The following is a 26,438-nucleotide window of genomic DNA, read 5'->3' as shown; positions in this document are numbered from 1 at the left end:
CGGTCTCAGTATTCGATCCGGTCGCGATTCCCGACCCGCATGACGATCAGGGAGAACGCCATGCTCAGGACGAGGAGGACGACGCCGATGGACGTGGCGTAGCCGTACTGGCCGTCACGGAAGCGTTCGTAGAGGAAGACCGGGGTGACCTTCAGGACGTGCGGGGGCACCATCACCAGGCAGATCGCGAAGGTGTCGAGCGCCTGGATTCCCATGTAGATCCAGCCGGTGCGCACGGTGTCCCGGATCAGCGGGAGCGTGACGCCGAAGAAGGTGCGGGCGCGCCCCGCGCCGTCCAGGAGCGCGGCTTCGTAGATGTCCTTGGGGATCGCCCCCATCGCGGCGGAGAACAGCACGACGTAGAAGCCGATGAAGCTCCAGCTGATCACGGTGAGCAGCGCGAGAAGCCCGAGCGTCCGGTCGCCGCCGAGCCAGGCCGGCCCGTCGACGCCGAGCTTGTCGAGCCCGCCGTTGACGAGCCCGCTGTTGGTGTTGAAGACGCGCCCCCACACCACGGCGATGATGGCGACGGACAGGACCTGCGGAAAGAAGTAGACGACCTTGTAGAACGACGATCCGGCGACACCCGCGATGGCCTGTCCCCTGCGGTGCCGGCCGCCCGCGGTGATCATGTAGGCGAAGAACATGCCGAGTACGAGGGTGCAGAAGGGGGCGATGACGAGCAGGAGGGTGCTGACCTTGAGGGAGTCCCAGAAGCGGTCGTCGTTCCACATCTTCTGGTAGTTGTCGAACCCGACGAAGTTCGCGACGGGCCCGCCGGACCAGTCGGTGAACGAGTAGTAGATCGCCTGGAGAAAGGGCGAGATGACGAAGAGCGCGTAGAAGGCGAGCGGCACGGCCAGGAAGCCCACGATGAAGCGGTACTTGTCGAGCGTGCGGTAGCGCCGGTCGTAGCGCACTCGCTTCGGGGTGAACCGGGGTGGTGTGAGCACCGCCAGGCACAGCAGCAGCCCGTTCGCCGGACCGGGCGGAGCGCTGCGCTCCGCCACCTGCTTCTTCGAGGGTGGAGGGTCATCCACCTTGGCGTCGGTCTTCACGTCGCCGCTCAGGCCTTCTTGACCTTGCTGATGTCGGGGTCCTTCAGGATCCGCTCGCTGGCCTTCTGCATGGTGTCCATCGCCTGCTTGGGTCCGATCTGGCCCTGCATGAACTTGTGGATCATGTTGTTGAAGTCCTCGCGGAACAGCTCGTTGTACCAGTCCATGAACTGCGGGATGACGATGTTGTCACCGGCCGCCTTGATCGCCGCCTGTGCGCTCGCCGTGCCCGACGGCAGGTCCTCGCCGTCGATGGCACCCTTGACGACGGGCATCGAGCCGACCTCCTTGAAGAGGTTGAGGGCCGCTTCCTTGCTGTACATCATCCGCAGCCACTCCAGGCCGCCCTGCCGGTTCCTCGCCTTGGCGGGGACGATGAAGGGCTCACCGGCCGGGGCGTAGAGCGTGCCGAAGGGCATCTTGTCGCCGGAGTCGAGGGACGGGGTGGCGCCCACCGTCATCCGGAAGTCCTTGGGCGTGGTGTCCTTCGCCTCGTTCTCCACCCAGGAGCCGTTGGGTACGAAGAGACACTTGCCGCCCTGCGTCCACGCGGTCTGCATCTCGGTGTGCGCCTCGGTGCCGTCGAAGCCGGTCAGCACGTACTTCTTGGCGACCAGTTCCTCCCAGGCCTCGAAGACGTCCTTGACGGCGTCGTGCTGCCAGGCGCCCGGCTCCAGGTAGTCCATCGCCTCGGTGACGTCGCGGCCGCCGCGCTGGGCGAACATCGCGTACATGCTGAAGAACATGTAGCGCGGGTGACCGCCCGGATAGCTCCAGCCGTGGATGCCCTTGGCCTTGGCCTTCTTGCAGACCGCGAGCATCTCGTCCCAGGTCTTCGGGTACGCGGAGTCGAGACCGTCCTCCAGCAGCTTCTTGGAGTACCAGTTGCCGTACACCGTCAGGGCGATGTTGAGCTGGTAGCACTCCTCGCCCCCGAAGCGGCCCATCTGCTCGACGACCGGCACCAGGGTCTCGCGGACGGTGACGTCCGGGTCGTCCCAGGAGGGGGCGTCGAGCAGCTCACCGAGGTCGGCGACCTGCTTGTTGTGCACGAGCTTGCCGATGTTCATCTGCTCGGCGCCGGAGTTGTTGACGACGTCCGCCGTGGGCTTGCCCCGGACGATCTTCGGCTGCACCTGGGTGGCGATCTTCTCGGTCGCCTTCTGCTCCGGTGCGGCCTTGGGGTACTTCTCGGCGTACATGTCCGTGACGAACTGGGCGTACTTGTCGCCGTAGCCGCCGTTGAAGATGTAGACGGTCAGCCCCGCGTCCGCCTTCACGCCGAGCGGGTTCTTCTTGGACTTCTCGCCCTTCTCGGCCTTGTTCTCCGAGCCGCCCCCGCTGGCACAGGAGCTGAGCGCCCCGACGGCCGGCACCGCGAGCAGACCGGCGGCCGCCGCCCTCTTCATGACATCACGACGGTTGACGCTGGTGGATCCCATGCTCAAGTCCTCGCCTTCCAACAGGACTCAGGCGGTGAACCGGACCCTCCCCGGCACCGCGGTGGTGTGAAGCTGGGGTCGTGCGGTGGTGCCGTAACTGCAGCGCGAATGCCGACAGGTATAGTCCACTTCCGGTTGACTCGGCAAGATCGAATACCGGTTTCCCCCGGACGTTTTCCGAGTTGAGACCTGCGAAGACCCCTGGTCAAAACCTCTCGCACATCGCCTCGCCGGCGCGTGGACTTTCGCGGCAGTTCGCATGGACTTTCCCGCGGGGCCGCCGCGGGTGGGGCTGGGGTGCTTCTGGGGGCCCGAGACTGCCTCGGGCAGGGCCCTCTTCATCTCCCCGCCGGTGGCTCGATGACTGCCGGGGCCGCCCGACTGCGACGTCCGATTTCCGCGAGCAGGACGCGCCGTCGCTGACCATGCTGGCGCCATGACGATCTCAACGACTACAGACTCCGTGACAGTCCTCACCGGCATGTACGCGGCTGAGGCCGAGTACCTGGCGGCCGGCGGTCCTGGCGAGGCCTCGTTCGATTTGCTCGCGCCCTTCTTCGCGGCGGATGTCGAGCTGCGTCAAGCCGATGCCCTGCCGTACGGAGGTACTTGGCGTGGGCACGAGGGAATGGCGCGGTTCTTCCTCGCGATGGAGCAGGCCTGGGAGGCGTTCGACATGGTGGAGCAGGAGTTCCTCGCCACCGGTGAGACCGCGGTCGTGCTCACTCAGGTCCGTGCCCGCGCCCGTGCGACCGGCCGTGAACTCAGCTTCCCGATTTTGCAGACAATCACGGTCAGGGACGGGCAGATCACCGAGGTCCGTCCGTTCTACTGGGACACTCAGGCCATCGCCGACGCCTGCGCGGGGCGCGCGGCGGCAGGCTGAGAGCTGCTGCGGGCCCGCTGGTCTCAGCCCTCGTCGATGGCGGCACTCAGCGGCCGTCGGCCGCCCGTCCCGGGAAACCCGTCAACAGCCTTGACACCCCGCGCCACTTGACTCCCTACTAGACCTTGCGCAGCGATCGTGACAACGTTGTCCAACTCGCAAGGAGGGGCTCGGGGATGCCGTACACGGCACGCAGACCTCGTTACAGACACCACCGTCCGGGAACGCCCGGACCCCGATCGGTCGTGGTCGTCGGCGCGTCGGCGCTGGCGCTGGCACTCGTCGTGGCCACGCAGGGGGCTGCCCAAGGGGCCGCCCAGGGAGCCGCTGCCGCCAAGGCCCCGCAACCGCCCGGCACCGGCCGGGCGTTCGCCTCCTCGTTCGAGGACGGTGACGCCCAGCCGGACTGGCTGAGCACCGTCGAGACCGGTCCCGGCGGCAAGAAGAAGGCCTCGGGCGTCAACGGCGAGTTCAGCTCCGGTCTGCCCGGCAGCGTGATGGACCACGTCACCGAGGTCCGGGCCAGCGGCGAGAACGCGGGCTCGGGCGAGGTCGCGGAGAACCTCGTCGACGGCGAGGCGACCAGCAAGTGGCTGACGTTCGCGAAGGACGGCTGGGTCGAGTTCGACCTGGACGCGCCCGCCAAGGTCGTGACGTACGCGCTGACATCGGCGAACGACCACGCCCCGCGCGACCCGAAGGACTGGACCCTCAAGGGTTCCACGGACGGCAAGGACTGGAAGGTCCTCGACGGGCGCGAGGGCGAGGCGTTCGACGGCCGGCACAGGATGAAGAAGTACGACGTCGCGGGCGGGGCCGACGCGCCGGCGTACTCCCATTTCCGTCTCGACGTCACCGCGAACAACGGCGCCGCCGACATCCTGCAACTCGCCGACGTACACCTGTCGGTGGGCGGCACGCAGGCCCCCGCCCCCGAGGACATGCTGAGCCTGGTGGACCGCGGCCCCAGCGGCTCCCCCACCGCGAAGTCGCGCGCCGGGTTCACGGGCAAGCACGCGCTGCGCTATGCGGGCACCCACAAGGCCGACGGTCACGGCTACTCGTACAACAAGGTCTTCGATGTCGACGTTCCGGTGCGGCGGGACACCGAGCTGAGCTATCGCGTCTTCCCCTCGATGGCCGAGGGCGACCTCGACTACGCGGCCACGAACGTCGCCGTGGACCTGGCGTTCACCGACGGCACCTATCTGAGCGACCTCGGCGCCACCGACCAGCACGGCTTCCCGCTGAGCCCGCGCGGCCAGGGCGCCGCCAAGGTGCTCTACGTCAACCAGTGGAACAACGTCGCCTCGCGCATAGGCCAGGTCGCGCGCGGCAAGACGGTCGACCGGGTCCTCCTCGCGTACGACGCTCCCAAGGGCCCGGCGAAGTTCCGCGGCTGGCTGGACGACGTGTCCTTGAAGGAGAAGGCCCCGCCGAGGCCCAAGGCGCACCCTTCCGACTACGCGGACACGACACGCGGCACCAACTCCAGCGGCGGCTTCTCGCGCGGCAACAACTTCCCGGCGACAGCCGTCCCGCACGGCTTCAACTTCTGGACGCCGGTGACGAACGCGGGCTCCCTGAGCTGGCTGTACGACTACGCACGCGGCAACAACGACGACAACCTGCCGACGATCCAGGCGTTCAGCGCGAGCCATGAGCCGAGCCCGTGGATGGGTGACCGGCAGACGTTCCAGATGATGCCGTCCGTCGACAAGGACACGCCGAGCGCCTCGCGGACCAAGCGGGCGCTGCCCTTCCGGCACGAGAGGGAGACGGCGCGCCCGCACTACTACGGCGTGACGTTCGAGAACGGTCTGAAGGCCGAGATGGCGCCCACGGACCATGCCGCGATGATGAAGTTCACCTATCCTGGTGACGACGCGAGCGTCATCTTCGACAACGTCTCGGACAAGGCCGGCCTCACTCTCGACAAGGAGCGGGGTGTCGTCTCCGGCTTCTCGGACGTCAAGTCCGGACTGTCGACGGGCGCCACGCGCCTGTTCGTCTACGGAACCTTCGACTCACCCGTCACGGCGGGCGGCAAGCTCGAAGGCGGCGGTGGCGGTGACGTCACCGGCTACCTCCGCTTCGAGGCGGGCAAGGACCGCGCCGTCAGTCTCCGTCTCGCCACGTCTCTCATCAGCGTGGACCAGGCGAAGGCCAATCTCGACGAGGAGATCCCGGCGGGCACCTCCTTCGGCCGCGTCAAGGACCGCGCCCAGAAGCAGTGGGACGCCATCCTCGGCAAGGTGGAGGTCGAGGGGGCGAGCCAGGGCCAGCTGACGAGCCTGTACTCCTCGCTCTACCGGCTGTACCTCTACCCCAACTCGGGCTTCGAGAAGGTCGGCAAGGGAGGTGGCAAGGAAGGTGGCAAGGCGGGCGGCAAGGCCACGTACAAGTACGCCTCGCCGTTCTCGCCGCAGACCGGGCCCGACACCCCGACCCACACCGGCGCGAAAATCGTCGAGGGCAAGCCGTACGTCAACAACGGCTTCTGGGACACCTACAGGACGACGTGGCCCGCGTACTCCCTCCTCACTCCGAAGAAGGCGGGTGAGCTGGTCGACGGGTTCGTGCAGCAGTACAAGGACGGCGGCTGGACCTCGCGCTGGTCCTCGCCGGGGTACGCGGATCTGATGACGGGCACCTCCTCCGACGTCGCGTTCGCCGACGCGTACGTCAAGGACGTGAAGTTCGACGCGAAGGCCGCGTACGAGGCGGCCCTGAAGAACGCGACGGTCGTACCGCCGAGTTCGGGCGTCGGCCGCAAGGGCATGAAGACCTCTCCCTTCCTCGGCTACACGAGCAGCGAGACGCACGAGGGCATGTCGTGGGCGCTGGAGGGCTACCTCAACGACTACGGCATCTCCCGCATGGGCGCGGCCCTCTACAAGAAGACGGGCGAGAAGCGCTACAAGGAGGAGTCCGCGTACTTCCTGAACCGCGCCCGCGATTACGTGAATCTGTTCGACGACAAGGCGGCAGGCGCGGGCACGTCACCCGCCACGTCACCCGGTTCGCCCCCCGCTTCGCCTCCCGGCTTCTTCCAGGGCAAGGACGCCAAGGGTGTCTGGCGGGTGCCTTCGGAGAAGTTCGACCCGCGCGTGTGGGGTCACGACTACACCGAGACGAACGCCTGGGGTTACGCCTTCACGGCGCCGCAGGACTCGCGCGGTCTGGCGAACCTGTACGGCGGCCGCAAGGGCCTCGGCGAGAAGCTCGACACGTACTTCGCGACCCCTGAGACCGGCTCCGCCGAGTTCGCGGGCTCCTACGGAGGCGTCATCCACGAGATGACGGAGGCGCGTGACGTGCGCATGGGCATGTACGGGCACTCCAACCAGGTCGCCCACCACGCCGCGTACATGTACGACGCGGCCGGGCAGCCGTGGAAGACGCAGGAGAAGGTACGCGAGGTCCTCTCCCGCCTCTACACCGGCAGCGAGATCGGCCAGGGCTACCACGGCGACGAGGACAACGGCGAGCAGTCCGGCTGGTACCTCTTCTCCTCGCTCGGCTTCTATCCGCTGGTCATGGGCAGCGGCGAGTACGCGATCGGGTCGCCGCAGTTCACGAAGATGACCGTGCACCTGGACAACGGCCGCGACCTGGTCGTCAAGGCGCCGAAGAACAGCGCGAAGAACATCTACGTCCAGGGCCTCAAGGTCAACGGCAAGGCGTGGAAGTCGACCGCGCTGCCGCACGAGCTGATCGCGCGCGGCGGGGTCCTGGAGTTCGACATGGGCCCGAAGCCGTCCTCGTGGGGCTCCGGCAAGCACGCCCAGCCGACGTCGATCACGCAGGACGACAAGGTGCCGTCGCCGAGGAAGGACTCCCTCAAGGGCGAGGGCGCGCTCTTCGACAACTCGTCGGCCACGGACGCCACTTCGGGTTCAGCGGTGGAGCTTCCTGTCACCGGGAAAACCGAGGCGGTGCAGTACACGCTGACGTCGTCCACCGACAAGGCGAAGGCGCCGCGCGGCTGGGTGCTGCAGGGCTCCGCCGACGGACAGGAGTGGAAGACCGTGGACAAGCGCTCCGGTGAGTCCTTCGCCTGGGACCAGCAGACCCGGGTGTTCACCGTGGCCCACCCGGGGACGTACCTCCACTACCGGCTGGTGCCGGACGGTTCCGCGACGCTGGCGGAGGTGGAGTTGCTGTCCTGAGCTGAGCGGTTCCTGCCGGACCGTGACCGTGCGGCGCTGACAAATGTCGGCGCCGCACGGTTCTTTGCGTTCAGGGGCGTCTCGGGGTGTCTGGGGGGCGTGTCGAGGGTGCGTCCAAAGGCCGTGGGCGTGTTCGAGGGTGTGTGGTCGTCGGATGCGTGCACGGCGTACGCGGGGTCGACCGAACCGATGCTCGTATCACTTTTGTCCCTCGTTCTGATGAACGCGCGTGTCGCTGAATGTGACTCGGGCATGCCATCCATGCACGGTCCATCACGACCGTCTCTCTCAGGCGCTTCGCCTGATCCCCCCTCTTTCCCTCCTGCCGGGCGTGCCCGGTCGCGGCTTGATCCGGCATGTCCGCAGGCAGGAGCAACCCCCGTCAGTAAGGAGACCAGCCATGGCCGACGAGAACATCAGGAAGATCGAAGTGCTGGTGCAGACCGTCCGGGAGACGGACGCCGGCACCGACGGCCTGGTGTACCTGTTCATCGCGGGCCGCGAGTTCCTGCTCAAGACGGCCCAGGGCAACGACCATGAACCGGGGTCGCAGAACTTCGTCCTCGGCGAGGGCGCCAACGTCCACAACAGTGCCAGCAACGATCCGCGTGATCCGCAGCTCCGCGCCTCGTTCCTGGACGCGTTCCCGCCGTACGTCCGTTTCCGGCCCGTCGACCAGAACGACATGTGGCACCTGGAGCGGGTGGACGTGACCGTGACGTCCGGCGACGGAAGCCCGGCCAACACCCGCAGCTACCAGGCCCTCGCCGACGAAGGCGGGAAGAAGCGGACCCTGCGCATGGGGACCCGCTTCAGCGAACGGGTCTACCTCACCCCCTCGCCCTGACAACGGGCCCCCCTGACACCGGCGGCCCCTGACACCGGGGCAGCGCCCCGTCCCTCTCCCTTCGGAGAACCGAGCCAAGGAGCACTCCCATGCCCAACCCCCGGCCCATCGACCCCTCCGTGCCGCAGTTGATCTCGCAGATCGAGGTGAAGGTCCAGACCGGCACCGAAGCCACCGCGGGCACCAACGGCTGGGTCTACCTCGGCATCGGCGGCCGCGAGTTCCTGCTGGACACCGCGGCCGACGACTTCGAGCGGCCCGACCCGCCCACCAACGTCGACACCTTCGTCCTCGGCGACCGTGCCAACGTCAACAACCCGGACGACAACGACCCGCGCAGGCCCCAGATCCAGATCTCCGACCTGGACCGCTACCCGGCCTACCTCAGCTTCCAGCCGGCCGACGACAACGACAACTGGGAGATCGACTGGGTGAACGTGACCCTCACCGCCGCCGGCGGCGGCGTGGTGCGCTTCTACGACTACCGCTCGCCGGTGATCACCGACGACTCCGGCCCCAAGCGGAAGCTGTGGCTCGGCACCTACGCCGGCGTCCAGCTGTCCCTTGCCTCGGTCTACTGACCCCTCGCCGCGCGAACAGGAGCCCTGCCATGCCCAATCCCCGCCCCATCGACCCCAACGAGCCGCAGCTGATCACCCGGATCGAGGTGAAGACGCAGACCGACACCTCTCCCGGCGCCGGCACCAACGGCTGGGTCTACCTCGGCATCGGGGGCCGCGAGTTCCAACTCGACACCGCCGCCGACGACTTCGAACCGCCCACCGGCGGCCGGCCCACCACGGACACGTTCGTCCTCGGCGAGGGCGCCAACGTCGAGAACGCCGCGGGCAACGATCCGCGCAACCCGCAGCTCCGGGTCGCGGACCTGGACCGTCACCCGGTCTACATCCGCTTCGAGCCCCACGTCGTCGACGACGACTGGATCCTCGACCGCGTCGACATCGCCGTCACCGGCACGGGAGGCGGCACCGTCCGCTTCTACGACTACCAGGCCCTCAAGGACGAGACCGGCGCCCCGAAGAAGACGCTGAAGTTCTCCCGGCGCACCGGCCGCGTGCTGCACCTCTCGTCCCTGTACTGACCCGCACCGACCCGCCCTGCACAACAACAACGAAAGGAACCGTCATGTCCGAACCCACTCCCCCCGTCCCGCCGAGCAACCTGCCTGCTGAGGCGATGCTCATCCACAGCGTGACCAACGGCTACCTCCTGCCGGACAACGGCAACGACAACACCGAGGAGGACGAGGTCGAGATCCAGGCTATCGACCCGCTGTCCGCCGGCGCGGCCGCCCTGTGGAGGATCACCCGTCTGCCCAGCGGCTTCTACCGCATCGGCACGACCAGCGGCCAGCGGTTCCTCACCGTGCAGTACTCGGCCGGGTACAACGCCAACGTCCGCATCAAGAGCAGGGCCGAGGGCGACTACCGGCAGCACTGGGCGCTCGTTCCCGTCTCCGGGCTGAGCGACACCGGCAAGGCTCCCGTCCGCGCCCTGATCGCCCGTGGCACGGGCTACGCCCTCGGCCTCAGCGGCGGCGGGCTCTCCATGGGCTCCGAGGTCCGGCTCATCCGAGCCTGGAACGGCCACCCCAGCCTCTACCACGCCTGGATGTTCGCCCCTGTCTCGCGGGGCGAAGAAGGCGGAGGCGAGTGACCGGAGCGTCACCGCACCACCCGAACCCCACCGAGAAGCGGGTACACGAAAAGGAGCCCCACCATGCCTGAGCCCCGTCCCTACGAGGACCCGGTACCGCCCACCCCGCCGCAGCCGTCCCTCCACATTCCCACGGACCGGAACGTGTGGATCGACCACCTGGTCACCTCGCTGCACCTCAACAGTGAGGGCTGGGCCGGCGGGGAGAACGGCCACACGTGGCTGTTCCACGACCGGGACAACGCCAACACGCCCGGCGAGCAGTGGCGCTTCACGGCTGCTGGGAACGACACCTACACCATCACCAACGCCGCTTCGGGCCGGGAACTGACCACCGGAGCCTCCGGCCTGAACTACAAGAAGGTCGTTCTCTCCGGGAGCCTCTACCCCACCGGTCAGAAATGGCGCGTCCAGGCGTCGGGGCTGTTCGGCAGCTTCAGCCTGCACCCGGCCGAGGACCTCTCCGTGGCGGTCGCCCCACTCACCAACACGAACATGCTTCTGTACCTGCTGCCCTTCCAGCAGTACCTGACGCAGTTCTTCAAGGTAGTGGAGAGGAACGCCTGACCACCGCCTGACCCGCAGACGACCGGCCACACCTGTCCCCCACGCTGGTGTGTCCGGTCTCGGTCGTGTCAGGCCCCGCTACAGCTGAGGCTCAGCCCCGAACTCGCACCAGACCACCTTGCCGGGGTCGCGTTCGTCGACTCCCCACTTGTCGGCCAGCGCCGCCACCAGCAGCAGGCCCCGCCCCGACTCGTCGGTGTCATTGCTCTCACCGCCGGGTCGGGGCCATCCGTCGCCGCTGTCGTGCACTTCCACACGGAGTACGTCGTCGATACAGCACAGGCAGAGCCGGAAACCCCGGCCGGGCGGGACGCCGTGCAGCAGCGCGTTGGTCGCCAACTCGCTCACACAGAGCGCGATCTCGTCCCCCCTGTCGCCGATCCCCCAGTCGGCGAGCGCGGCGCGCGTGAAGGCGCGGGCGGCGGGGACGGACTGACGCTCACGGCGGTAGAAGCGTTCACGCGTGGGCCGGGGTGAAGTTTCCTCGTTCACATGACCAGAGTCACACTCCGTGCCCATCATGAAGCAGTGCGTTATCTCGTACGGCGGTGCTGTACGAGATTTTCGCGTGAACGCGAGACTTCAGGTGGGGAGTTGGACTACATGAACAGCCCAAAGCGACGGTCACGGAGGAACGCCTCGGCGATGCGGATGGTGGGCGCGCTGCTCGCCATCCACCGGGAGGCGGCCGGGTACACCCAGAAGTCGCTGGCCGAGCACTTCGTGGTGGGCGAGGACCACATCGCCTCCATCGAGCAGGGGCGGCGGCCCCTGAAGATGGACCTGGCGATCCAGCTGGACGAACTCCTGGGAACCAACGGGACGTTGGCGACGGCGGTCGAGCACATGCCGGAGGTGGACCTGATTCCCCGGTGGGCCGAGGAGTATCTGGATCGGGAGCGGGAGGCGATCGCGATCTCGTGGTACGAGAGTCTGCTGGTGCCCGGCCTGCTCCAGACGGAGGCGTACGCGCGAGCGGTCTTCCGCAGCCGCGTCCCGGTGTACGACGAGGACGAGATCGAGCAGCTCGTCGCGGCGCGCATCGAGCGGCGCGAGATCCTGCACCGCAAGCAGCCGCCGATGGCCAGCTTCATGATCTGGGAGGCGGCGCTGCGCGACCAGCTGGGCGGAAAAGACGTGCACGCCCAGCAGCTTCGCCACCTGCGCGAGTACGCCGAACTGCCAGGCCTGGCCGTGCAAATCCTCCCGCTGGGCCGCTCCACTCACGCCGGACTCGAAGGTCCCTTCATCCTGCTGGAGACACCCGAACACCAGCGGCTTGCCTACACCGAGACCCAGCGCGGCAGTCATCTGATCGCCGATCCGGATGAGGTGGCGATCCTGACCCAGAAGTATGCGATGCTGCGAACTCAGGCCCTCAACGCGGAGGACACCCGGGACCTGTTGGACCGAATGCTAGGAGAACAATGAGCGGCAGCAGCACCGCGCTTCAATGGTTCAAGTCCAGCTACAGCAGCGGGGAAGGCGGCGCCTGCCTCGAAATGGCCTACGCCTGGCGTAAGTCGAGCTACAGCGGAGACGAAGGCGGCGCCTGCCTTGAATTCGCCGCCCACCCCACCTCCGTACACATCCGCGACTCCAAGAACCGTGAAGGCCCGCACTTCACCGTGGCCCCGGACGCCTGGACCGCCTTCCTGTCGCTCACTCAGGAATCGGCCTGACCCCTCGCAGGAGGGCGAAGATGATCAGCCCGAGGACGAGGCAGACGCCCGCGAGCCCCCAGAGCACCAGATGGAACGCCGCGTCGTAGGACCGTGACGCGGTGAGCGTGGTCAGGATCGAGCCGTACAGCGCCACCGCGACCGCCTCGCTGCCGAGCCGCAGCGTGTTGAGGAAGCCCGCGGCCATGCCCGCCTTCGCGGGGTCGACGAGGTCGAGGGCCTGGCCGTCGACGAGCCCGGCGGCCAGTGCCATGCCCGCGCCGGTGACGATCATCGGCAGTGCGATCACGGCCACGGAGACGTCCGGGCCGAAGACGGTGAGGGCGGCGTCGCCCACGACGAGGGCGCCGAGGCTGACGTAGATGATGGTGAGCGCGGGAATCCCACGCGCCACCAGCTTCGCGGCGAGCAGCGGCAGGACCAGCATCGGCGCGGTGAGCAGGACCATCAGGAGCCCCGCGGCGGCCGTGCCGCGCCCGGTCACCTCCGTCAGATAGCTCGGCAGATACGTGAGCATCGTGACGAAGCCGAACGAGCCCGCGACGGGCACCAGGCACAGCGCCAGGAAGCGGCGGTTCCGCAGCAGGGTCAGGTCCAGCATGGGGTGGGCGCGGCGCTTCTCGACGGAGGCGAAGACCGCCAGCGCGACGGCCGCTCCCGCAAAGAGGCAAAGGACGCCCGCGCTGGCCCAGCCCCACTGGGAGCCCTGCACGATGGCGGTGGTCATGAGCACCATGGCGACGACGAAGACGGCGCTGCCGGGTATGTCGACACGCGCGCCGCGCGGGCGGGGCGTGGCCGGGAGTGAGCGCGCGATGGCCGGGACGGCGAGGAGTACGAGGGCGAGCGCCACCGCGTGCACGGCGAAGACCCAGCGCCAGCTGAAGGCCTGGAGCAGCACTCCGGAGAGCGAGGGTCCGATGGCGACACCCACGCCCGCGACGGTGCCGAAGAGCGCGAACGCCTTGGCCCGCGCCGGACCTTCGTACACGGTGGACAGGATCGCGGAGCCGCACGAGAAGATCGCCGCGCCGCCGACGCCCGCGAGCGCGCGGGCCGCGTCCAGCAGGAGGACGTCGGAGGCGAGGGCGCTGCCGAGCGAGGCGACGGCGTAGACGGCGGCGCCGGCCGCGAAGGCCCTGACCCGGCCGACGATGTCGGCGACCGAGCCCCAGACCAGGGTGAAGCAGGCGAAGGCGACGTTGAAGGCGTTCACCACCCACTGGAGTGGGGCCGCCCCGGCATCCGTGTCGGCGCCGATGCCAGGCAGGGCGACGGCGGTCCCGGAGATCGACATGGGGACGACGAAGACGGCGAGGAGGATGGCGGCGAGCGGCAGGACGGGGGCTCGGTCTCCGCCAACTCCGTCCGGGGCAGGACTGGTTGGCGCCGTTTTGCTGAGCGACACGGGTAGGGCTCCAGTTTGGGTTCCGGGGGAAGGAAGGTTCGGAATCGATCGAACCTGGGCCGACCCTGGCATGCCACCGAGGTACGATGCAAGTCGAACCTGCGCCGAGCCTGCCGAGGAGGCACCCCATGCCGGACGACGAGGGACACCCCCTCCCGGAAGAGATGGACCTGCGCACGGTCCTGCACGCCCTCGCCGACCCCCTGCGCTTCGGGGTGATCGCCCGGTTCCTGCGGGAGCCGGAAGACGCCGAACGGACCTGCGCCTACTTCCAGTTGCCCGTGTCGAAGTCCACGACCTCGCACCACTTCAAGGTGATGCGCGAGGCGGGCCTGCTACGAATGGTCGATCACGGCAACAGCCGGACGGCGGTCCTGCGCAGGAAGGACCTGAACAAGCGCTTCCCGGGGCTGCTGGACCTGGTGGCCGCCGAGGAATGAGGTCGACAACTCGATACGCCTCTGCCTAGGATCCACGGCGACATCGCGTGTCGGTCACCGGCCGGGTGAGGCATGGAGGTGTCAGGAGATGCCTGTTGGAGGCATTCCTTGTCAGTCGAGCTGAACCACACGATCGTCCACGCCCGGGACAACCGGGAGTCCGCCGAGTTCTTCGCGGAGCTGCTGGGCCTTGAGATCGCCGGGGAGTGGGGCCCGTTCGTCGCGGTGGCCCTGAGCAACGGAGTCACCCTGGACTTCGCCACCGTCCCCGCCGAGCACATCACCCCGCAGCATTACGCCTTCCTGGTCTCGGAAGCGGAGTTCGACGCCGCGTACGAGAAGATCAAGGCGCGCGGCATCGAACACTGGGCGGACCCGCACCAGAAGCACCCGGGCGAGATCAACCGCAACGACGGCGGCAAAGGGGTCTACTTCCTGGACCCGGCGGACCACGCCATGGAACTGATCACGGTCCCGTACGGCGGCTGGCCGCAGCAGTAGACACACGAGGGCCGCACCCCGTACGAAACGAGGTGCGGCCCTCAACTACTGCGTGCCGTAGGCCTACTTACGGATCAGGCTGCGCAGCACGTACTGCATGATGCCGCCGTTGCGGTAGTAGTCCGCCTCACCGGGCGTGTCGATGCGGACGACCGCGTCGAACTCCACGCCGGTGTCGGTGGTGACCTTCACCGTGCGGGGGGTCGTGCCGTTGTTCAGCTCGGTGACGCCGGAGAAGGAGAACGTCTCCTCGCCGGTCAGGCCGAGGGAGGAGGCGGTCTGACCCTCCGGGTACTGGAGCGGCAGGACGCCCATGCCGATGAGGTTCGAGCGGTGGATGCGCTCGTACGACTCGGCGATGACGGCCTTGACGCCGAGGAGCGCGGTGCCCTTGGCGGCCCAGTCGCGGGACGAGCCGGAGCCGTACTCCTTGCCCGCGAGGACGACCAGCGGGATGCCCTGGTCGATGTAGTTGCGCGAGGCGTCGTAGATGAACGAGACCGGCGCGTCCTCCTGCGTGAAGTCACGCGTGAAGCCGCCCTCGGTGCCCGGCGCGATCTGGTTGCGCAGCCGGATGTTCGCGAACGTACCGCGAATCATGACCTCGTGGTTGCCTCGGCGCGAGCCGTACGAGTTGAAGTCGCGGCGCTGCACGCCGTGCTCCGTGAGGTACTTGCCGGCCGGGGTGTCGGCCTTGATCGCACCGGCCGGGGAGATGTGGTCGGTGGTGACCGAGTCGCCCAGCTTGGCCAGGACGCGGGCGCCCGTGATGTCGGAGACCGGGGTGGTCTCCATCGTCATGCCCTCGAAGTAGGGGGGCTTGCGGACGTACGTCGACTCGGTGTCCCACTCGAAGGTGTTGCCGGTGGGGATCGAGAGCGCCTGCCACTGGGCGTCGCCCGCGAAGACGTCCTGGTAGGACTTGTTGAACATGTCCTCGCCGATGGAGTTGGCGACGACGTCGTTGACCTCGGCCTCGGAGGGCCAGATGTCCTTGAGGTAGACCGGGTTGCCGTCCTGGTCGGCGCCCAGGGCCTCGGTCGTGATGTCGATCTTCATCGAACCGGCGAGGGCGTACGCGACGACCAGCGGCGGGGACGCCAGGTAGTTCATCTTGACGTCGGGGTTGATGCGGCCCTCGAAGTTCCGGTTACCGGAGAGGACGGACGTCACGGCCAGGTCGTGGTCGTTGACGGCCTTGGAGACCTCGTCGGGCAGCGGGCCCGAGTTGCCGATGCAGGTGGTGCAGCCGTAGCCGACGAGGTTGAAGCCGACCTTGTCGAGGTAGGGGGTGAGCCCCGCCTTGTCGAAGTAGTCGGTGACGACCTTCGAGCCGGGCGCGAGGGTGGTCTTGACCCACGGCTTGCGGGTCAGGCCCTTCTCGACGGCCTTCTTCGCGACGAGCGCGGCGGCGACCATCACGTACGGGTTCGAGGTGTTGGTGCAGGAGGTGATCGCGGCGACGGTGACGGCGCCGTGGTCCAGCTCGTACGTCGAGCCGTCGGGGGCGGTCACCAGGACCGGGTTCGACGGGACGCCGTTCGTGGTGGCCGGGGCGTCGGAGGCCGGGAAGGACTCCTTGCCCGCCTCGTCGACGCTGTCCACGTAGTTGCGGACGTCGCTCTTGAACTGCTCGGCGGCGTTGGCGAGGACGATGCGGTCCTGCGGACGCTTGGGACCGGCGATGGAGGGGACGACCGTGGAGAGGTCCAGCTCCAGCTTCTCGGAGAAGTCGGGCTCGGCGGCCGGGTCGAGCCAGAGGCCCTGCTCCTTGGCGTACGCCTCGACGAGCGCGACCTGCTGCTCGTCGCGGCCGGTCAGGCGCAGGTACTTCAGCGTCTCGTCGTCGATCGGGAAGATCGCGGCGGTGGAGCCGAACTCGGGCGACATGTTGCCGATGGTGGCGCGGTTCGCGAGGGAGGTGGCGGAGACGCCCTCGCCGTAGAACTCGACGAACTTGCCGACGACGCCGTGCTTGCGCAGCATCTCGGTGATCGTGAGGACGAGGTCCGTGGCGGTGGTGCCCGGCTTCAGCTCGCCGGTCAGCTTGAAGCCGACGACGCGCGGGATGAGCATGGAGACCGGCTGGCCCAGCATCGCGGCCTCGGCCTCGATGCCGCCGACGCCCCAGCCGAGGACGCCCAGGCCGTTGACCATCGTGGTGTGCGAGTCGGTGCCGACGAGGGTGTCGGGGTAGGCCTGGCCATTGCGGACCATGACCGTACGAGCGAGGTGCTCGATGTTGACCTGGTGGACGATGCCGGTGCCCGGGGGGACGACCTTGAACTCGTCGAAGGCGGTCTGGCCCCAGCGCAGGAACTGGTAGCGCTCCTTGTTGCGGCCGTACTCCAGCTCGACGTTCTGGCCGAAGGCCTCCGCCGTGCCGAACTTGTCGGCGATCACGGAGTGATCGATGACCAGCTCGGCCGGGGCCAGCGGGTTGATCTTCGCCGGGTCGCCGCCGAGCTCCTTCACGGCCTCACGCATCGTGGCGAGGTCCACCACACACGGGACGCCGGTGAAGTCCTGCATGATCACGCGGGCCGGCGTGAACTGGATCTCCTGCGCGGGCTGGGCCTGCGAGTCCCAGCCGCCGAGGGCACGGATGTGGTCGGCGGTGATGTTCGCGCCGTCCTCAGTACGGAGCAGGTTCTCCAGCAGGACCTTCAGGCTGTAGGGAAGGCGTGCGGAGCCCTCGACCTTGTCCAGCTTGAAGATCTCGTACGACTCGTCGCCCACGCGCAGCGTGCTGCGGGCGTCGAAGCTGTTCGCCGACACGACAGTCTCCTTCATTTTTGTGCGCGTTCCAGCACATCCTGCCGCCACGACTCCTCGTCGATCCGCTAAGGTAAGACTTAGTTAGGTAACCCTTACCAGCTGGCGGCCTCTGGTGCGCCTCGGCAGATATCTCGATGTCGAGATAACTCTAGTACATGAGCCGGGGTGTCGACGAGGCGCGCCCTTTGCCCGACGCGCCCTTTGGCCGACCGAAGAGGGCGGAACCTAGGAGTCCCCGTCGTCCTCGACGTTGGCGACCATCCTGCGCAGCACCTTGAGCGTGGCCACGTACTCCTCGTCGCTGATGCCCTCGTGGACCACGGCGCGCACCTCGGTCGCCAGCTCGCGCAGCCTCATCCTGGCGGCCTCCCCGGCGTCGGTGAGCCGCAGACGCTGCCCGGCGTCGAACCGGAGCCAGCCGCGGTGGAGCAGCTGGTCGATGACACGAGCGATCTCGTGCGGCCCGTCCGCGAGGGGCGTCAGCTGGATGACGACCTCCTCGCGGCTCGGCGCCGCGGGTCTGCCGTTCACCAGGTTGAGCACCCAGTACTGCGGCTGCGTGACGTCGATCCGGGCCATGGCGTCACGCAGATGCCGGGTGACGGCCGCGTGGGCGAGGCCACTCCAGTAGCCGATGGGCTGGGTGGCCAGCATGTCGTCGGTGGCGGCCGGATCAGCCGGCGCCTGGTCGGTGGCGGTGTCGGTCAGCGGTCTCATGATCGCGACGCTATATCCCCCATCGCGCCGCCAGTCCACGGGCCCCCGAGGCAGGGCCTTCCGTGATCCGTGCGGGCCGTTGGTGGGAGTACTGAGCCGTTGGTGGGAGTACTGATACGTGCAGCGCGCGCAGGCGCTCCGGGGCGGCTACCACCTCGTACGCGGTGACGCGATCGGCCTCCACCCGGATCAGGAGGGCCAGGAGCAGTCGGCCGTGCGGGGCCACGATCAGGCCGACGGTGCCGTTGAGGAGCGCGGGCTCGGCGAAGCGGGCGTTGCGCTGGAGGAGCACCGTCTCCTCGGCCACGGCCCGCGCCCCGCGGATCAGCGCCGCCCGGCCCGCCGGGAGCGCGGCGAGGTCCGCCCTGCGTACGACGTCCGGGGCGAGCACCCTCAGGAGCGCTTCGAGGTCGCCACTGCGGGCGGCGGCGAGGAAGGCGTCGACGACCAGCCGGTCCCGGGTGAGATCGGGGGCAGCCGGGCGTGGCGTGCCCCGGACCTTCTGGCGCGCGCGGCTCGCGAGCTTCTTCGTGGCGACCGGGGTGCGCTCCACGACGGGCGCGATCTGCGCGAACGGCACGGCGAACAGGTCGTGCAGTACGAAGGCGACGCGCTCGTCGGGGCCCAGCGTGTCCAGGACCACCAGCAGCGCGCGGCCCACGGAGTCGGCGAGCAGGATCTCCTCCTCCGGGTCGGCCCCGCCGTCCGCGAGTCGCGCCACCATCAGGTCCGGGAGTCGGCCGCCCACCGCCTCCTCGTGGCGTGCCGCGGCGGAGCGCAGCATGTCCAGGCAGAGGCGGGAGACGACCGTGCGGAGCCAGCCCGCGAGGTTCTCGATCCCGTCGGCGTCGGCGACGCGGCTGAGCCGCAGCCAGGTCTCCTGGACGGCGTCGTCGGCGTCGCTGAGCGACCCGAGCATGCGGTAGGCGACGCCGCGCAGCTGCCCCCGGTGCGCCTCGAACCGTTCCGCCAGTGCGTGCTGCCCGCCCGCCAGTGCCTGCTGCCCGCCCGCCAGTGCCTGCTGCCCGCCCGCCAGTGCCTGCTGCCCGCCCGCCGGTACCTGCCGGCGATCGCCCAGTGTCTGCTGCCCGTCCGCCACTGTCTGCTGGCGATCCGCCACTGTCTGCTGCCCGCCCGCCACTGTCTGCTGCCCGTCCATCGGTCACCTTTTCTTGTCGTTCCCCGTCACCTACACACGACGATCGCGGCGGCCAGGCCGTGACATCGCCCCGCCCGAAGGAGACGCGCACCATGTCCACCACCGTGCCCACCACTCTCGCCCAGCCCCTGCTGACCAGCACCGACCTGGGAGAACTGCGTCTGCCCAACCGAGTGGTGATGGCTCCCACCACGCGCGCCCGCGCCACCGGTGACGCCCTCGCGCCGACGGAGCTGCACGCCGTCTACTACGGGCAGCGGGCCACGGCGGGGCTGATCGTCACCGAGGGGACCTGGGTGAGCGAGCGGGCGATCGGCTTCCCCCACGTCCCCGGCGTCTACAGCGCGGAGCAGGTCGCCGGGTGGCGGCGCGTCACCGATGTCGTACACGCGCTCGGCGGCCGCGTCGTGCAGCAGCTCTGGCACACCGGCGCGGCCTCGCACCCCGATCATCTGGGTGGCGAACTGCCCGCCGGGCCCTCGGCGGTCGATCCTCGCGAGAAGTCGTTCACGGCGGGCGGTTTCAAGGCGACCGTGACGCCGCGCGAAATGACCCTCGCGGACATCGAGGAGACGGTCGAGGAGTACCGCATCGCCTCGGAGAACGCATGGCGCGCCGGGTTCGACGGAGTCGAGATCGGCGCGCTCGGCGTCTTCCTCCCCGCCCAGTTCCTCAACCCCAGGCTCAACCTCCGTACCGGCGCCTACGGCGGCGGGCGCGCCGGGCGGCGGCGCCTGCTGCTCGACATCGTCGACGCGGCCTCCGCGCCCTGGGGCCGCCGGGGCGTGGGCGTGCGCCTCTCGCCCTGCTGGACCGGCGGGCTCTTCACCGCCGACGCGGCGACGCTCGCCGAGTACGACGAACTGGTGGCGGTGCTGAACGACCACCCCGTGGCCTATCTGCACCTGCGGGGGCGGGACCTCCGGGCTCCCGGCCGCGACACTCCGGACCTCTCCGTGTTCGCCCGCTACCGGCGGCGCTTCGACGGCCCCCTCATCGTGAACAACGGCTTCGACCAGGCCTCCGCGAACGCCGCCCTCCAGGAGGACGTCGCCGACGCCGTGTCGTTCGGCACGCACTTCATCGCCAATCCGGACCTGGTCGGCCGGTTCGCGCTGGGCCGCGAGCTGGCCGCCGGCGACCCCGCCACGTACTACCAGGGAGGCGCGGAGGGGTACGTCGACTATCCGGCGGCCGGGTGACGCGCCCGTAGCCGTACGGAGGACGGGGACGATGACGAGGCGCGTATCCGGAGTTCGGTCGGTACGGCGACGGGGCCGGGGCCGGGAGCCGTCGCGGCCGTGCCCTCGATCAGGTCGACGAGGAGCGTCACCGCGGCACGCGCGGTGCGGTCCGGGTCGAGGGTCACCGTCGTCACGGGCGGCGCGGTACGGGCGTAACCGGGGTCCTCGCTCACGCACACCACCCGCAGGTCCGCCGGGACGCGCAGCCCGTGGCGGGCCGCGGCGGCCAGCAGCTGGCGGCCGCCCGGGTCGTACGCCGCGTAGACGGCGTCGGCGCGGCGGTGACGGCCACAACCTGTGGGCCAGTCAGCGGGCCCTGGACATCGCGCACATCACCGCTTCCACGCCCGACCCGGTCGGCGGGAAGATCGTCAAGGGTGCGGACGGCAAGCCGACCGGCGTGCTCAAGGACGACGCCCAGCCGCTCGTCTCCCGGCACATCCCTGAACCGGACGAGACCCGGTTGGCGGACACCGCCGCGAAAATCCTCGCCGAGGCCGCCGCGTCCGGGATCACCACGTTCATGGAAGCGGTGGTGGGCCGCGGCGAGCTGGACCTGTATCGGCGTCTCGCCGAGTCCGGCCGCCTCCCGCAGCGCATCGTGCCCGCCCTGCGCGTCGACGCCGAGCCGACGAAGGACCCGGCGGCCGCGCTCGCGTACGCCGAAGGGCTCCGGGCGGAGTTCGAGGACGTACGCGGACTGCGCTTCGGCACGGTGAAGGTCTTCCTCGACGGCGTCATCGAGTACCCGGCGCGGACCGCCGCGCTGCTGAAGCCCTATCTGGACAAGGACGGCAGACCCACCGACAACCGCGGCGACCTGTACGTCTCGGCCGCGGAACTACGGACGGCTCAGCGCCGCCTCCAACGCCGAGGGCTGGCAGATGCACGCGCACGCCATCGGCGACCGCGCCGTGCGCACCTCCCTCGACGGATACGCGTACGCCCTGCGCCTTCTGGAGGCTGCGCGCCGGGTACAGCCACCGGTGGCGCGCGGCGCCGATGTAGGGCAGCAGGGCGTCCAGGGTCCAGCGGCGCGCGGCGCTCGCGGGTGGCTCGGACTGGCTGGTCGACCCTCTTCAGGTCTGGAACCAGATACGGACCGCGATCGACCGCGAGGGCATGGACGGCGAGGGCGGCCTCTACCGCGCCCAGGAAGGGCTCAGCCGTACGTCGTCCCTGCTCATGCACACCCGGGGCACCGCGCGTCAACTCCGTACCGACCATGTCACCGGTACTGTCGAGCGGGGCAGGATGGTCGATCTCGTCGTGCTGGACCGCGATGTGACGCGGTGTCCGGTGGCCGATATCAGCTCCACCGAGGTGCGCCTCACGCTCGTCGGGGGCACAGTGGTGCACGACGCACAGTCGTCGGCAGGACGCGCGGCCGCCGCCCGAGTGACGCGGGCGGCGGCGGGGCCCCGGCCCACGGCGTACGCGTCGGTGCACGGTGGGCGGCACGGTTCGTGCGGCTGCGGGTGAACTCCCCTACGCGGGAGGGCGGTCGCGTCCCCGAACGGGCCACCCGTGGGGCCGCTCCTCATATGGCTCACCCCAGCGCGCGCTTCATCTCATATCTGAGATAGCCTGCGACGCATGGCAGACGACTACCTCGTACGCATCGGCAAGCTCATCCGTGACGCCCGGCAGCACAGGGGCTGGACACAGACGCAGCTCGCCGAGGCGCTCAGCACCAGCCAGAGCGCCGTCAACCGCATCGAGCGCGGCAATCAGAACATCAGCCTTGAGATGATCGCCCGTATCGGTGAGGCGCTCGACAGCGAGATCGTGTCGCTCGGTTACGCCGGGCCGATGCACCTGCGGGTGGTCGGCGGACGCCGGCTCTCCGGCTCCATCGACGTCAAGACGAGCAAGAACGCGTGCGTGGCGCTGCTCTGCGCGTCCCTGCTCAACAAGGGCCGCACGGTGCTGCGCCGCGTCGCCCGCATCGAGGAGGTCTACCGCCTCCTGGAGGTGCTCAACTCCATCGGGGTGCGCACCCGTTGGATCAACGACGGCGTCGACCTGGAGATCGTGCCGCCCGCCAAGCTGGAGATGGACGCCATCGACGCGGACGCGGCGCGCCGCACCCGCTCGATCATCATGTTCCTCGGCCCGCTGCTGCACCGCATGGACCGCTTCAAGCTGCCGTACGCGGGCGGCTGCGACCTGGGCACCCGCACGATCGAGCCACACATGATCGCGCTGCGCCGGTTCGGCCTGGACATCGCGGCGACCGAGGGGCTGTACCACGCCGAGGTCGCGCGGGACGTCTCCCCCGACCGGCCCATCGTGCTGACCGAGCGCGGCGACACCGTCACCGAGAACGCGCTGCTCGCCGCCGCCCGCAGCGCCGGCACGACCGTCATCCGCAACGCCTCGTCGAACTACATGGTCCAGGACCTGTGCTTCTTCCTGGAGGCGCTGGGCGTGAAGGTCGAGGGCATCGGCACGACGACGCTCACCGTGCACGGCGTGCCGACCATCGACGTCGACGTCGACTACTCCCCCTCCGAGGACCCGGTCGAGGCGATGAGCCTGCTCGCCGCCGCCGTCGTCACGGAGTCCGAGCTGACGGTGCGCCGGGTGCCGATCGAGTTCCTGGAGATCGAGCTGGCGGTCCTGGAGGAGATGGGCCTCGACCACGACCGCACGGCGGAGTACGCGGCGGACAACGGCCGCACCCGCCTCATCGACCTCACGGTGCGCCCCTCCAAGCTGGAGGCGCCCATCGACAAGATCCACCCGATGCCGTTCCCCGGCCTGAACATCGACAACGTCCCGTTCTTCGCGGCCATCGCGGCGGCGGCGCAGGGCAAGACGCTGATCCACGACTGGGTCTACGACAACCGCGCGATCTACCTGACGGACCTCAACCGCCTGGGCGGCCGCCTCCAGCTCCTGGACCCGCACCGGGTCCTGGTGGAGGGCCCGACCCGCTGGCGCGCCGCCGAGATGATGTGCCCGCCCGCGCTGCGTCCCGCCGTGGTCGTCCTGCTCGCCATGATGGCGGCGGAGGGCACGTCGGTGCTGCGCAACGTGTACGTGATCAATCGCGGGTACGAGGATCTGGCGGAGCGGCTGAACTCGGTGGGGGCGCAGATCGAGACGTTCCGGGACATCTGAGTTCCGGGTGGGCGTGGCGCTCTACGCCACGCCCACGCCCACGCCCCCACCCGCGCGCGCTACTGGTCCGCGCGCTACTGGTCCGCGCGTGCTACTGGCCCGAGGCCGCGAGTTCCTTGAGGTCGACCGTGTCGCCCTTGCCCGGAGCCTTCGGGCTCACGGGCTTGTTGTAGTCGGTGAACGTCGCCTCGTTGGGCTTGTCGCCGCCCTTCACGGAGCTGCGCAGGATGTACGGCTTGCCCTCCGTGGCGACGTACAGCGTGTGGGTCTCGCCCCCGGAGGCCTTCTTCGTCAGGGTGATGGCCTTCTTCCCGTCGACGGACGTGGTGTCGCCCTTCTTCATGCCCTTGCGGGTCGACTTGTCCTCGTCCATCGAGGCGATCAGGCCCTGCTTGTCGCAGAGGCCGGAGGTCGAGGCGTCGTCGGCGGGCATCTTGACCCACTTGTCGGCGACCTTGGCGAGCACCTTGTCCGAGCCGGGCTGGTTCTTCATCGAGTTCTTCCAGTACTGCTCGTTGCCGCGCACATACAGCGTCGCGTCCGTGTGGCGCAGCTCGGCCTTGGCGCCCGCCGTGTCGACGGTCCCCTCGCAGTTCTTCTCCTGGTCGACCGCGAGGTCCACGCTCACCGACTTCCCGCCGGCCTGCCGCATGTCGCCCTTGAGGCGCATCGAGTCGGCCTGCTTGGTGGCCTCGACGGCCTTGGCCGCGATCTGGTCGGCGCTGTCCTTGGCGAAGGGCTTGTCGGAGCCGCCGCCGTCGCCGCTGTCGCCGCTGTCTCCGCACCCCGTCAGCAGAGCGGCCGAGAGTCCCATGATCCCGATGACACCTGAAACCTTGGTCGCACGCACGTGTTCACCCCTCCTGACTGACCGCGGCCCGGTTGGCCGCGGCCGTCTCCAGGTACCCCGTAACCGGGCCTCGACGCGGGAGACTTGGCCGGGCGGGCCCGCGCACCAGGGCCTCCGCGGCGCCCCAGTCAGTCGAGGACCGCCACCCCGTCAAGCTCCACCAGCGCTTGATCGTCCCACAGTCGGACGGCGCCCACCACGGCCATCGCGGGGTAGTCGCGCCCCGCCAACCTCCTCCAGACCGCGCCCAGTTCGGGGGCGTGCTCCCGGTAGTCGGCGACGTCAGTGGCGTAGACGGTGACGCGGGCGAGGTCGGCGGGGGTACCGCCCGCGTGGCGCAGCGCGCCGAGCAAATTGGCGAGCGCCCGCTCGAACTGCTCGGGCAGGGTCGCACCGACGACCTTGCCGTCACTGTCCAGAGCGGTCTGCCCGGCGAGGAAGACAAGTCGGGATCCGGTCCCGACAACGGCATGCGAGAAGCCGGTGGGCGGGGAGAGTTCGGCGGGGTTGACACGGTGCAGGGCCATGGGACGGGTACTCCTCGGTCGGGGGACGAGACGATAGGGGCGACACGACCGCCCCCTCCCAGGGGCGCGGGGAACTGCGCGACCAGCCACAGCCGACCCGCAGAACACCCGACCGGCGGTCACCCGTACAGCTCCTTCGCGATGATCGCGCGCTGAACCTCACTCGCCCCCTCATAGATCCGAGGCGCCCGCACCTCGCGATAGAGGTGTTCCAGAAGATGCCCGCGCCGCAGCGCACACGCACCGTGCAGCTGGACGGCCGCGTCGACCACGTACTGCGCCGCCTCCGTGGCGAGCAGCTTCGCCATCGCCGCGCGCCGCGCGACGCCGGGGGCCCCTGCGCCTTCACGGTCGTACGCGGAAGCCGCCGCGTAGACCATCAGACGGGCCGCCTCCGTACGCAGGGCCATCTCGGCGACCTGGTGGGCGACCGACTGGAGGTCCTTCAACTTGCCCCCGAACGCGTCCCGTTCGGCGGTGTGCGCGAGGGTCGCGTCCAGCGCAGCCGCCGCCATCCCGACGGCGAACGCGCCGACGCTCGGCCGGAACCGGTTCAGGGTGGTCATCGCGACCCGGAAGCCACGGTCGGTCTCGCCGAGGACGTCGTCGCGGCCGACCCGTACGCCGTCGAAGGCGAGCGCGCCGATCGGGTGCGGGGAGAGCATGTCGAGGGGCGTGCCGGTCAGGCCCGCGCGGTCGGCGGGGACGAGGAAGGCGGTGACGCCCCGGGCGCCGGCGCCCGGGGACGTACGGGCGAAGACGGTGTAGAAGTCGGCTTCGGGGGCGTTCGAGATCCAGCACTTCTCGCCGGTGAGGCGCCAGCCATCAGGGCCGTCCGGTGCCGCTTCGAGGGACAGGGCCGCCGCGTCGGACCCCGCGCCCGGCTCGGAGAGCGCGAACGCCGCGACCGCGCGCCCGGCGCGGACGGGCGGCATCCAACGCTCCCGCTGCGCGGCCGTGCCGTGCACGTGCACGGGGTGCGCGCCGAGGCCTTGCAGCGCGAGGGCGGTCTCGGCCTCCGTACAGGCGTAGGCGAGGGATTCGCGCATCAGGCAGAGATCGAGGGCGCCGGTTCCCCGGCCGGGGTGGGGGGTGTGTCCGTCGGCGAAGAGGCGTGCCAGCAGGCCCAGTTCGCCCAGCGCCTCGACCAATGGCCGGTTCACACGGCCCGGCTCCCCCTTCTCCGCCAACGGCCGCAGCCGCCCCGCCGCGAGCCCGCGCAGCTCCTCGCACCAGGCGGTTTGTTCCGGGTCGAGCGAGAATGTCGTCGATGCCGCCATCCCGGACCCCTCCTTTATCGCGCACCGTTGACTGTCGTCACCATCACGATACGCTCGTGGGGCGAGCCCACCACAGC

General features: G+C 69.3%; 25 protein-coding genes and 1 pseudogene. 15 read left to right on the top strand and 11 right to left on the bottom strand.

What is annotated here, in order from left to right:
- Positions 1 to 5: 5 nt before the first annotated feature.
- Positions 6 to 920 carry a carbohydrate ABC transporter permease gene (locus ACWDZ7_RS24205; protein ID WP_451799710.1) on the bottom strand — a complete coding sequence of 305 codons (915 nt, stop codon included), beginning with the start codon at positions 918 to 920 and terminating at the stop codon, positions 6 to 8.
- Between the two features lie 146 nt (positions 921 to 1,066).
- Positions 1,067 to 2,500, bottom strand: a complete 1,434-nt coding sequence (gene ngcE, locus ACWDZ7_RS24200; RefSeq protein WP_451799666.1) for an N-acetylglucosamine/diacetylchitobiose ABC transporter substrate-binding protein — start codon at positions 2,498 to 2,500, stop codon at positions 1,067 to 1,069.
- 436 nt (positions 2,501 to 2,936) lie between these two features.
- Here ngcE and ACWDZ7_RS24195 point away from each other — a divergent pair, with 436 nt between their 5' ends.
- The 7 genes from ACWDZ7_RS24195 (at position 2,937) to ACWDZ7_RS24165 (ending at position 10,649) form a co-directional block, all read left to right on the top strand.
- Positions 2,937 to 3,386 carry a nuclear transport factor 2 family protein gene (locus ACWDZ7_RS24195; protein ID WP_451799665.1) on the top strand — a complete coding sequence of 150 codons (450 nt, stop codon included), beginning with the start codon at positions 2,937 to 2,939 and terminating at the stop codon, positions 3,384 to 3,386.
- A gap of 176 nt (positions 3,387 to 3,562) precedes the next feature.
- Complete coding sequence (locus ACWDZ7_RS24190) at positions 3,563 to 7,558, top strand: GH92 family glycosyl hydrolase (protein ID WP_451799664.1); 3,996 nt, start codon at positions 3,563 to 3,565, stop codon at positions 7,556 to 7,558.
- 400 nt (positions 7,559 to 7,958) lie between these two features.
- Entirely contained in the window at positions 7,959 to 8,405 is a 447-nt protein-coding gene (locus tag ACWDZ7_RS24185; RefSeq protein WP_451799662.1) for a hypothetical protein, read from the top strand.
- An 89-nt stretch (positions 8,406 to 8,494) separates the two neighbouring features.
- Positions 8,495 to 8,986: a hypothetical protein gene (locus ACWDZ7_RS24180; protein WP_451799661.1), complete on the top strand. Its 492-nt coding sequence runs from the start codon at positions 8,495 to 8,497 to the stop codon at positions 8,984 to 8,986.
- A 29-nt stretch (positions 8,987 to 9,015) separates the two neighbouring features.
- Positions 9,016 to 9,507 carry a hypothetical protein gene (locus ACWDZ7_RS24175; protein WP_451799660.1) on the top strand — a complete coding sequence of 164 codons (492 nt, stop codon included), beginning with the start codon at positions 9,016 to 9,018 and terminating at the stop codon, positions 9,505 to 9,507.
- A gap of 44 nt (positions 9,508 to 9,551) precedes the next feature.
- Positions 9,552 to 10,082, top strand: coding sequence for an RICIN domain-containing protein (locus tag ACWDZ7_RS24170; protein ID WP_451799659.1), 531 nt, complete (start codon positions 9,552 to 9,554; stop codon positions 10,080 to 10,082).
- Between the two features lie 63 nt (positions 10,083 to 10,145).
- Positions 10,146 to 10,649 (top strand): RICIN domain-containing protein, encoded by a 504-nt coding sequence (locus ACWDZ7_RS24165; RefSeq protein ID WP_451799657.1) that lies wholly within the window; start codon positions 10,146 to 10,148, stop codon positions 10,647 to 10,649.
- A 78-nt stretch (positions 10,650 to 10,727) separates the two neighbouring features.
- Here the strand turns inward: ACWDZ7_RS24165 and ACWDZ7_RS24160 are convergent, their stop codons facing one another.
- Complete coding sequence (locus tag ACWDZ7_RS24160) at positions 10,728 to 11,141, bottom strand: ATP-binding protein (protein ID WP_451799656.1); 414 nt, start codon at positions 11,139 to 11,141, stop codon at positions 10,728 to 10,730.
- 111 nt (positions 11,142 to 11,252) lie between these two features.
- On the opposite strand from ACWDZ7_RS24160, the gene ACWDZ7_RS24155 reads away from it, so the two are divergent.
- Together ACWDZ7_RS24155 and ACWDZ7_RS24150 are read left to right on the top strand one after the other, a co-directional pair.
- Positions 11,253 to 12,080: a helix-turn-helix domain-containing protein gene (locus tag ACWDZ7_RS24155; RefSeq protein WP_451799655.1), complete on the top strand. Its 828-nt coding sequence runs from the start codon at positions 11,253 to 11,255 to the stop codon at positions 12,078 to 12,080.
- Entirely contained in the window at positions 12,077 to 12,331 is a 255-nt protein-coding gene (locus tag ACWDZ7_RS24150; protein WP_451799654.1) for a DUF397 domain-containing protein, read from the top strand. The genes ACWDZ7_RS24155 and ACWDZ7_RS24150 overlap by 4 nt, the downstream gene beginning before the upstream one ends.
- On the opposite strand, the gene ACWDZ7_RS24145 is transcribed toward ACWDZ7_RS24150, so the two are convergent.
- Positions 12,312 to 13,739 (bottom strand): MFS transporter, encoded by a 1,428-nt coding sequence (locus ACWDZ7_RS24145; RefSeq protein ID WP_451799653.1) that lies wholly within the window; start codon positions 13,737 to 13,739, stop codon positions 12,312 to 12,314. The genes ACWDZ7_RS24150 and ACWDZ7_RS24145 overlap by 20 nt on opposite strands.
- Before the next feature lie 128 nt (positions 13,740 to 13,867).
- Between ACWDZ7_RS24145 and ACWDZ7_RS24140 the strand changes: the two genes are divergently transcribed.
- Complete coding sequence (locus ACWDZ7_RS24140) at positions 13,868 to 14,179, top strand: ArsR/SmtB family transcription factor (protein ID WP_451799651.1); 312 nt, start codon at positions 13,868 to 13,870, stop codon at positions 14,177 to 14,179.
- Positions 14,180 to 14,287: 108 nt separating this feature from the next.
- Positions 14,288 to 14,680 carry a VOC family protein gene (locus tag ACWDZ7_RS24135; protein ID WP_451799650.1) on the top strand — a complete coding sequence of 131 codons (393 nt, stop codon included), beginning with the start codon at positions 14,288 to 14,290 and terminating at the stop codon, positions 14,678 to 14,680.
- A 63-nt stretch (positions 14,681 to 14,743) separates the two neighbouring features.
- Here ACWDZ7_RS24135 and acnA read toward each other — a convergent pair whose 3' ends face one another.
- The 3 genes from acnA to ACWDZ7_RS24120 all read right to left on the bottom strand — a co-directional run bounded on the left by acnA (position 14,744) and on the right by ACWDZ7_RS24120 (position 19,334).
- On the bottom strand, positions 14,744 to 17,458 hold the full coding sequence (gene acnA, locus ACWDZ7_RS24130; protein WP_451799648.1) for an aconitate hydratase AcnA: 2,715 nt from the start codon (positions 17,456 to 17,458) through the stop codon (positions 14,744 to 14,746).
- A gap of 225 nt (positions 17,459 to 17,683) precedes the next feature.
- Positions 17,684 to 18,175, bottom strand: coding sequence for a MarR family winged helix-turn-helix transcriptional regulator (locus ACWDZ7_RS24125; protein WP_451799647.1), 492 nt, complete (start codon positions 18,173 to 18,175; stop codon positions 17,684 to 17,686).
- Between the two features lie 10 nt (positions 18,176 to 18,185).
- Positions 18,186 to 19,334, bottom strand: a complete 1,149-nt coding sequence (locus tag ACWDZ7_RS24120; RefSeq protein WP_451799645.1) for a sigma-70 family RNA polymerase sigma factor — start codon at positions 19,332 to 19,334, stop codon at positions 18,186 to 18,188.
- Between the two features lie 92 nt (positions 19,335 to 19,426).
- Here ACWDZ7_RS24120 and ACWDZ7_RS24115 point away from each other — a divergent pair, with 92 nt between their 5' ends.
- A complete protein-coding gene (locus tag ACWDZ7_RS24115; RefSeq protein ID WP_451799644.1) occupies positions 19,427 to 20,536 on the top strand; it encodes an oxidoreductase in 1,110 nt (369 codons plus the stop codon).
- On the opposite strand, the gene ACWDZ7_RS24110 is transcribed toward ACWDZ7_RS24115, so the two are convergent.
- Positions 20,518 to 20,808, bottom strand: coding sequence for a substrate-binding domain-containing protein (locus tag ACWDZ7_RS24110; protein ID WP_451799709.1), 291 nt, complete (start codon positions 20,806 to 20,808; stop codon positions 20,518 to 20,520). The genes ACWDZ7_RS24115 and ACWDZ7_RS24110 overlap by 19 nt on opposite strands.
- Positions 20,809 to 20,873: 65 nt before the next feature.
- Between ACWDZ7_RS24110 and ACWDZ7_RS24105 the strand changes: the two are divergent.
- The 3 genes and pseudogenes from ACWDZ7_RS24105 to ACWDZ7_RS24095 form a co-directional block, all read left to right on the top strand.
- A pseudogene (locus tag ACWDZ7_RS24105) lies at positions 20,874 to 21,362 on the top strand (amidohydrolase family protein); the annotation flags it as partial.
- A gap of 281 nt (positions 21,363 to 21,643) precedes the next feature.
- A complete protein-coding gene (locus ACWDZ7_RS24100) occupies positions 21,644 to 22,060 on the top strand; it encodes an amidohydrolase family protein (RefSeq protein WP_451799707.1) in 417 nt (138 codons plus the stop codon).
- Between the two features lie 114 nt (positions 22,061 to 22,174).
- Positions 22,175 to 23,704, top strand: coding sequence for a helix-turn-helix domain-containing protein (locus ACWDZ7_RS24095; RefSeq protein ID WP_451513446.1), 1,530 nt, complete (start codon positions 22,175 to 22,177; stop codon positions 23,702 to 23,704).
- A gap of 91 nt (positions 23,705 to 23,795) precedes the next feature.
- Here ACWDZ7_RS24095 and ACWDZ7_RS24090 read toward each other — a convergent pair whose 3' ends face one another.
- The 3 genes from ACWDZ7_RS24090 to ACWDZ7_RS24080 form a co-directional block, all read right to left on the bottom strand.
- Complete coding sequence (locus ACWDZ7_RS24090) at positions 23,796 to 24,554, bottom strand: hypothetical protein (RefSeq protein WP_451799643.1); 759 nt, start codon at positions 24,552 to 24,554, stop codon at positions 23,796 to 23,798.
- A 128-nt stretch (positions 24,555 to 24,682) separates the two neighbouring features.
- Entirely contained in the window at positions 24,683 to 25,081 is a 399-nt protein-coding gene (locus tag ACWDZ7_RS24085; RefSeq protein WP_451799641.1) for a RidA family protein, read from the bottom strand.
- 119 nt (positions 25,082 to 25,200) lie between these two features.
- Positions 25,201 to 26,361, bottom strand: a complete 1,161-nt coding sequence (locus ACWDZ7_RS24080; protein WP_451799640.1) for an acyl-CoA dehydrogenase family protein — start codon at positions 26,359 to 26,361, stop codon at positions 25,201 to 25,203.
- Between the last annotated feature and the right edge of the window lie 77 nt (positions 26,362 to 26,438).

This window comes from Streptomyces sp. NPDC003032 (genome assembly GCF_053591415.1).
This window is presented reverse-complemented; position numbering and strand designations above follow the sequence as displayed.

Bases quoted from the DNA above. Each gene is read 5' to 3' on its own strand.
- ngcE (WP_451799666.1), bottom strand. From the start codon at position 2,500: ATGGGATCCACCAGCGTCAACCGTCGTGATGTCATGAAGAGGGCGGCG.
- ACWDZ7_RS24095 (WP_451513446.1), top strand. From the start codon at position 22,175: ATGGCAGACGACTACCTCGTACGCATCGGCAAGCTCATCCGTGACGCC.
- ACWDZ7_RS24085 (WP_451799641.1), bottom strand. From the start codon at position 25,081: ATGGCCCTGCACCGTGTCAACCCCGCCGAACTCTCCCCGCCCACCGGC.
- ACWDZ7_RS24140 (WP_451799651.1), top strand. From the start codon at position 13,868: ATGCCGGACGACGAGGGACACCCCCTCCCGGAAGAGATGGACCTGCGC.
- ACWDZ7_RS24080 (WP_451799640.1), bottom strand. From the start codon at position 26,361: ATGGCGGCATCGACGACATTCTCGCTCGACCCGGAACAAACCGCCTGG.
- ACWDZ7_RS24185 (WP_451799662.1), top strand. From the start codon at position 7,959: ATGGCCGACGAGAACATCAGGAAGATCGAAGTGCTGGTGCAGACCGTC.
- ACWDZ7_RS24115 (WP_451799644.1), top strand. From the start codon at position 19,427: ATGTCCACCACCGTGCCCACCACTCTCGCCCAGCCCCTGCTGACCAGC.
- ACWDZ7_RS24195 (WP_451799665.1), top strand. From the start codon at position 2,937: ATGACGATCTCAACGACTACAGACTCCGTGACAGTCCTCACCGGCATG.
- ACWDZ7_RS24165 (WP_451799657.1), top strand. From the start codon at position 10,146: ATGCCTGAGCCCCGTCCCTACGAGGACCCGGTACCGCCCACCCCGCCG.
- ACWDZ7_RS24155 (WP_451799655.1), top strand. From the start codon at position 11,253: ATGAACAGCCCAAAGCGACGGTCACGGAGGAACGCCTCGGCGATGCGG.
- ACWDZ7_RS24180 (WP_451799661.1), top strand. From the start codon at position 8,495: ATGCCCAACCCCCGGCCCATCGACCCCTCCGTGCCGCAGTTGATCTCG.
- ACWDZ7_RS24150 (WP_451799654.1), top strand. From the start codon at position 12,077: ATGAGCGGCAGCAGCACCGCGCTTCAATGGTTCAAGTCCAGCTACAGC.
- ACWDZ7_RS24175 (WP_451799660.1), top strand. From the start codon at position 9,016: ATGCCCAATCCCCGCCCCATCGACCCCAACGAGCCGCAGCTGATCACC.
- ACWDZ7_RS24125 (WP_451799647.1), bottom strand. From the start codon at position 18,175: ATGAGACCGCTGACCGACACCGCCACCGACCAGGCGCCGGCTGATCCG.
- ACWDZ7_RS24190 (WP_451799664.1), top strand. From the start codon at position 3,563: ATGCCGTACACGGCACGCAGACCTCGTTACAGACACCACCGTCCGGGA.
- ACWDZ7_RS24170 (WP_451799659.1), top strand. From the start codon at position 9,552: ATGTCCGAACCCACTCCCCCCGTCCCGCCGAGCAACCTGCCTGCTGAG.
- ACWDZ7_RS24120 (WP_451799645.1), bottom strand. From the start codon at position 19,334: ATGGACGGGCAGCAGACAGTGGCGGGCGGGCAGCAGACAGTGGCGGAT.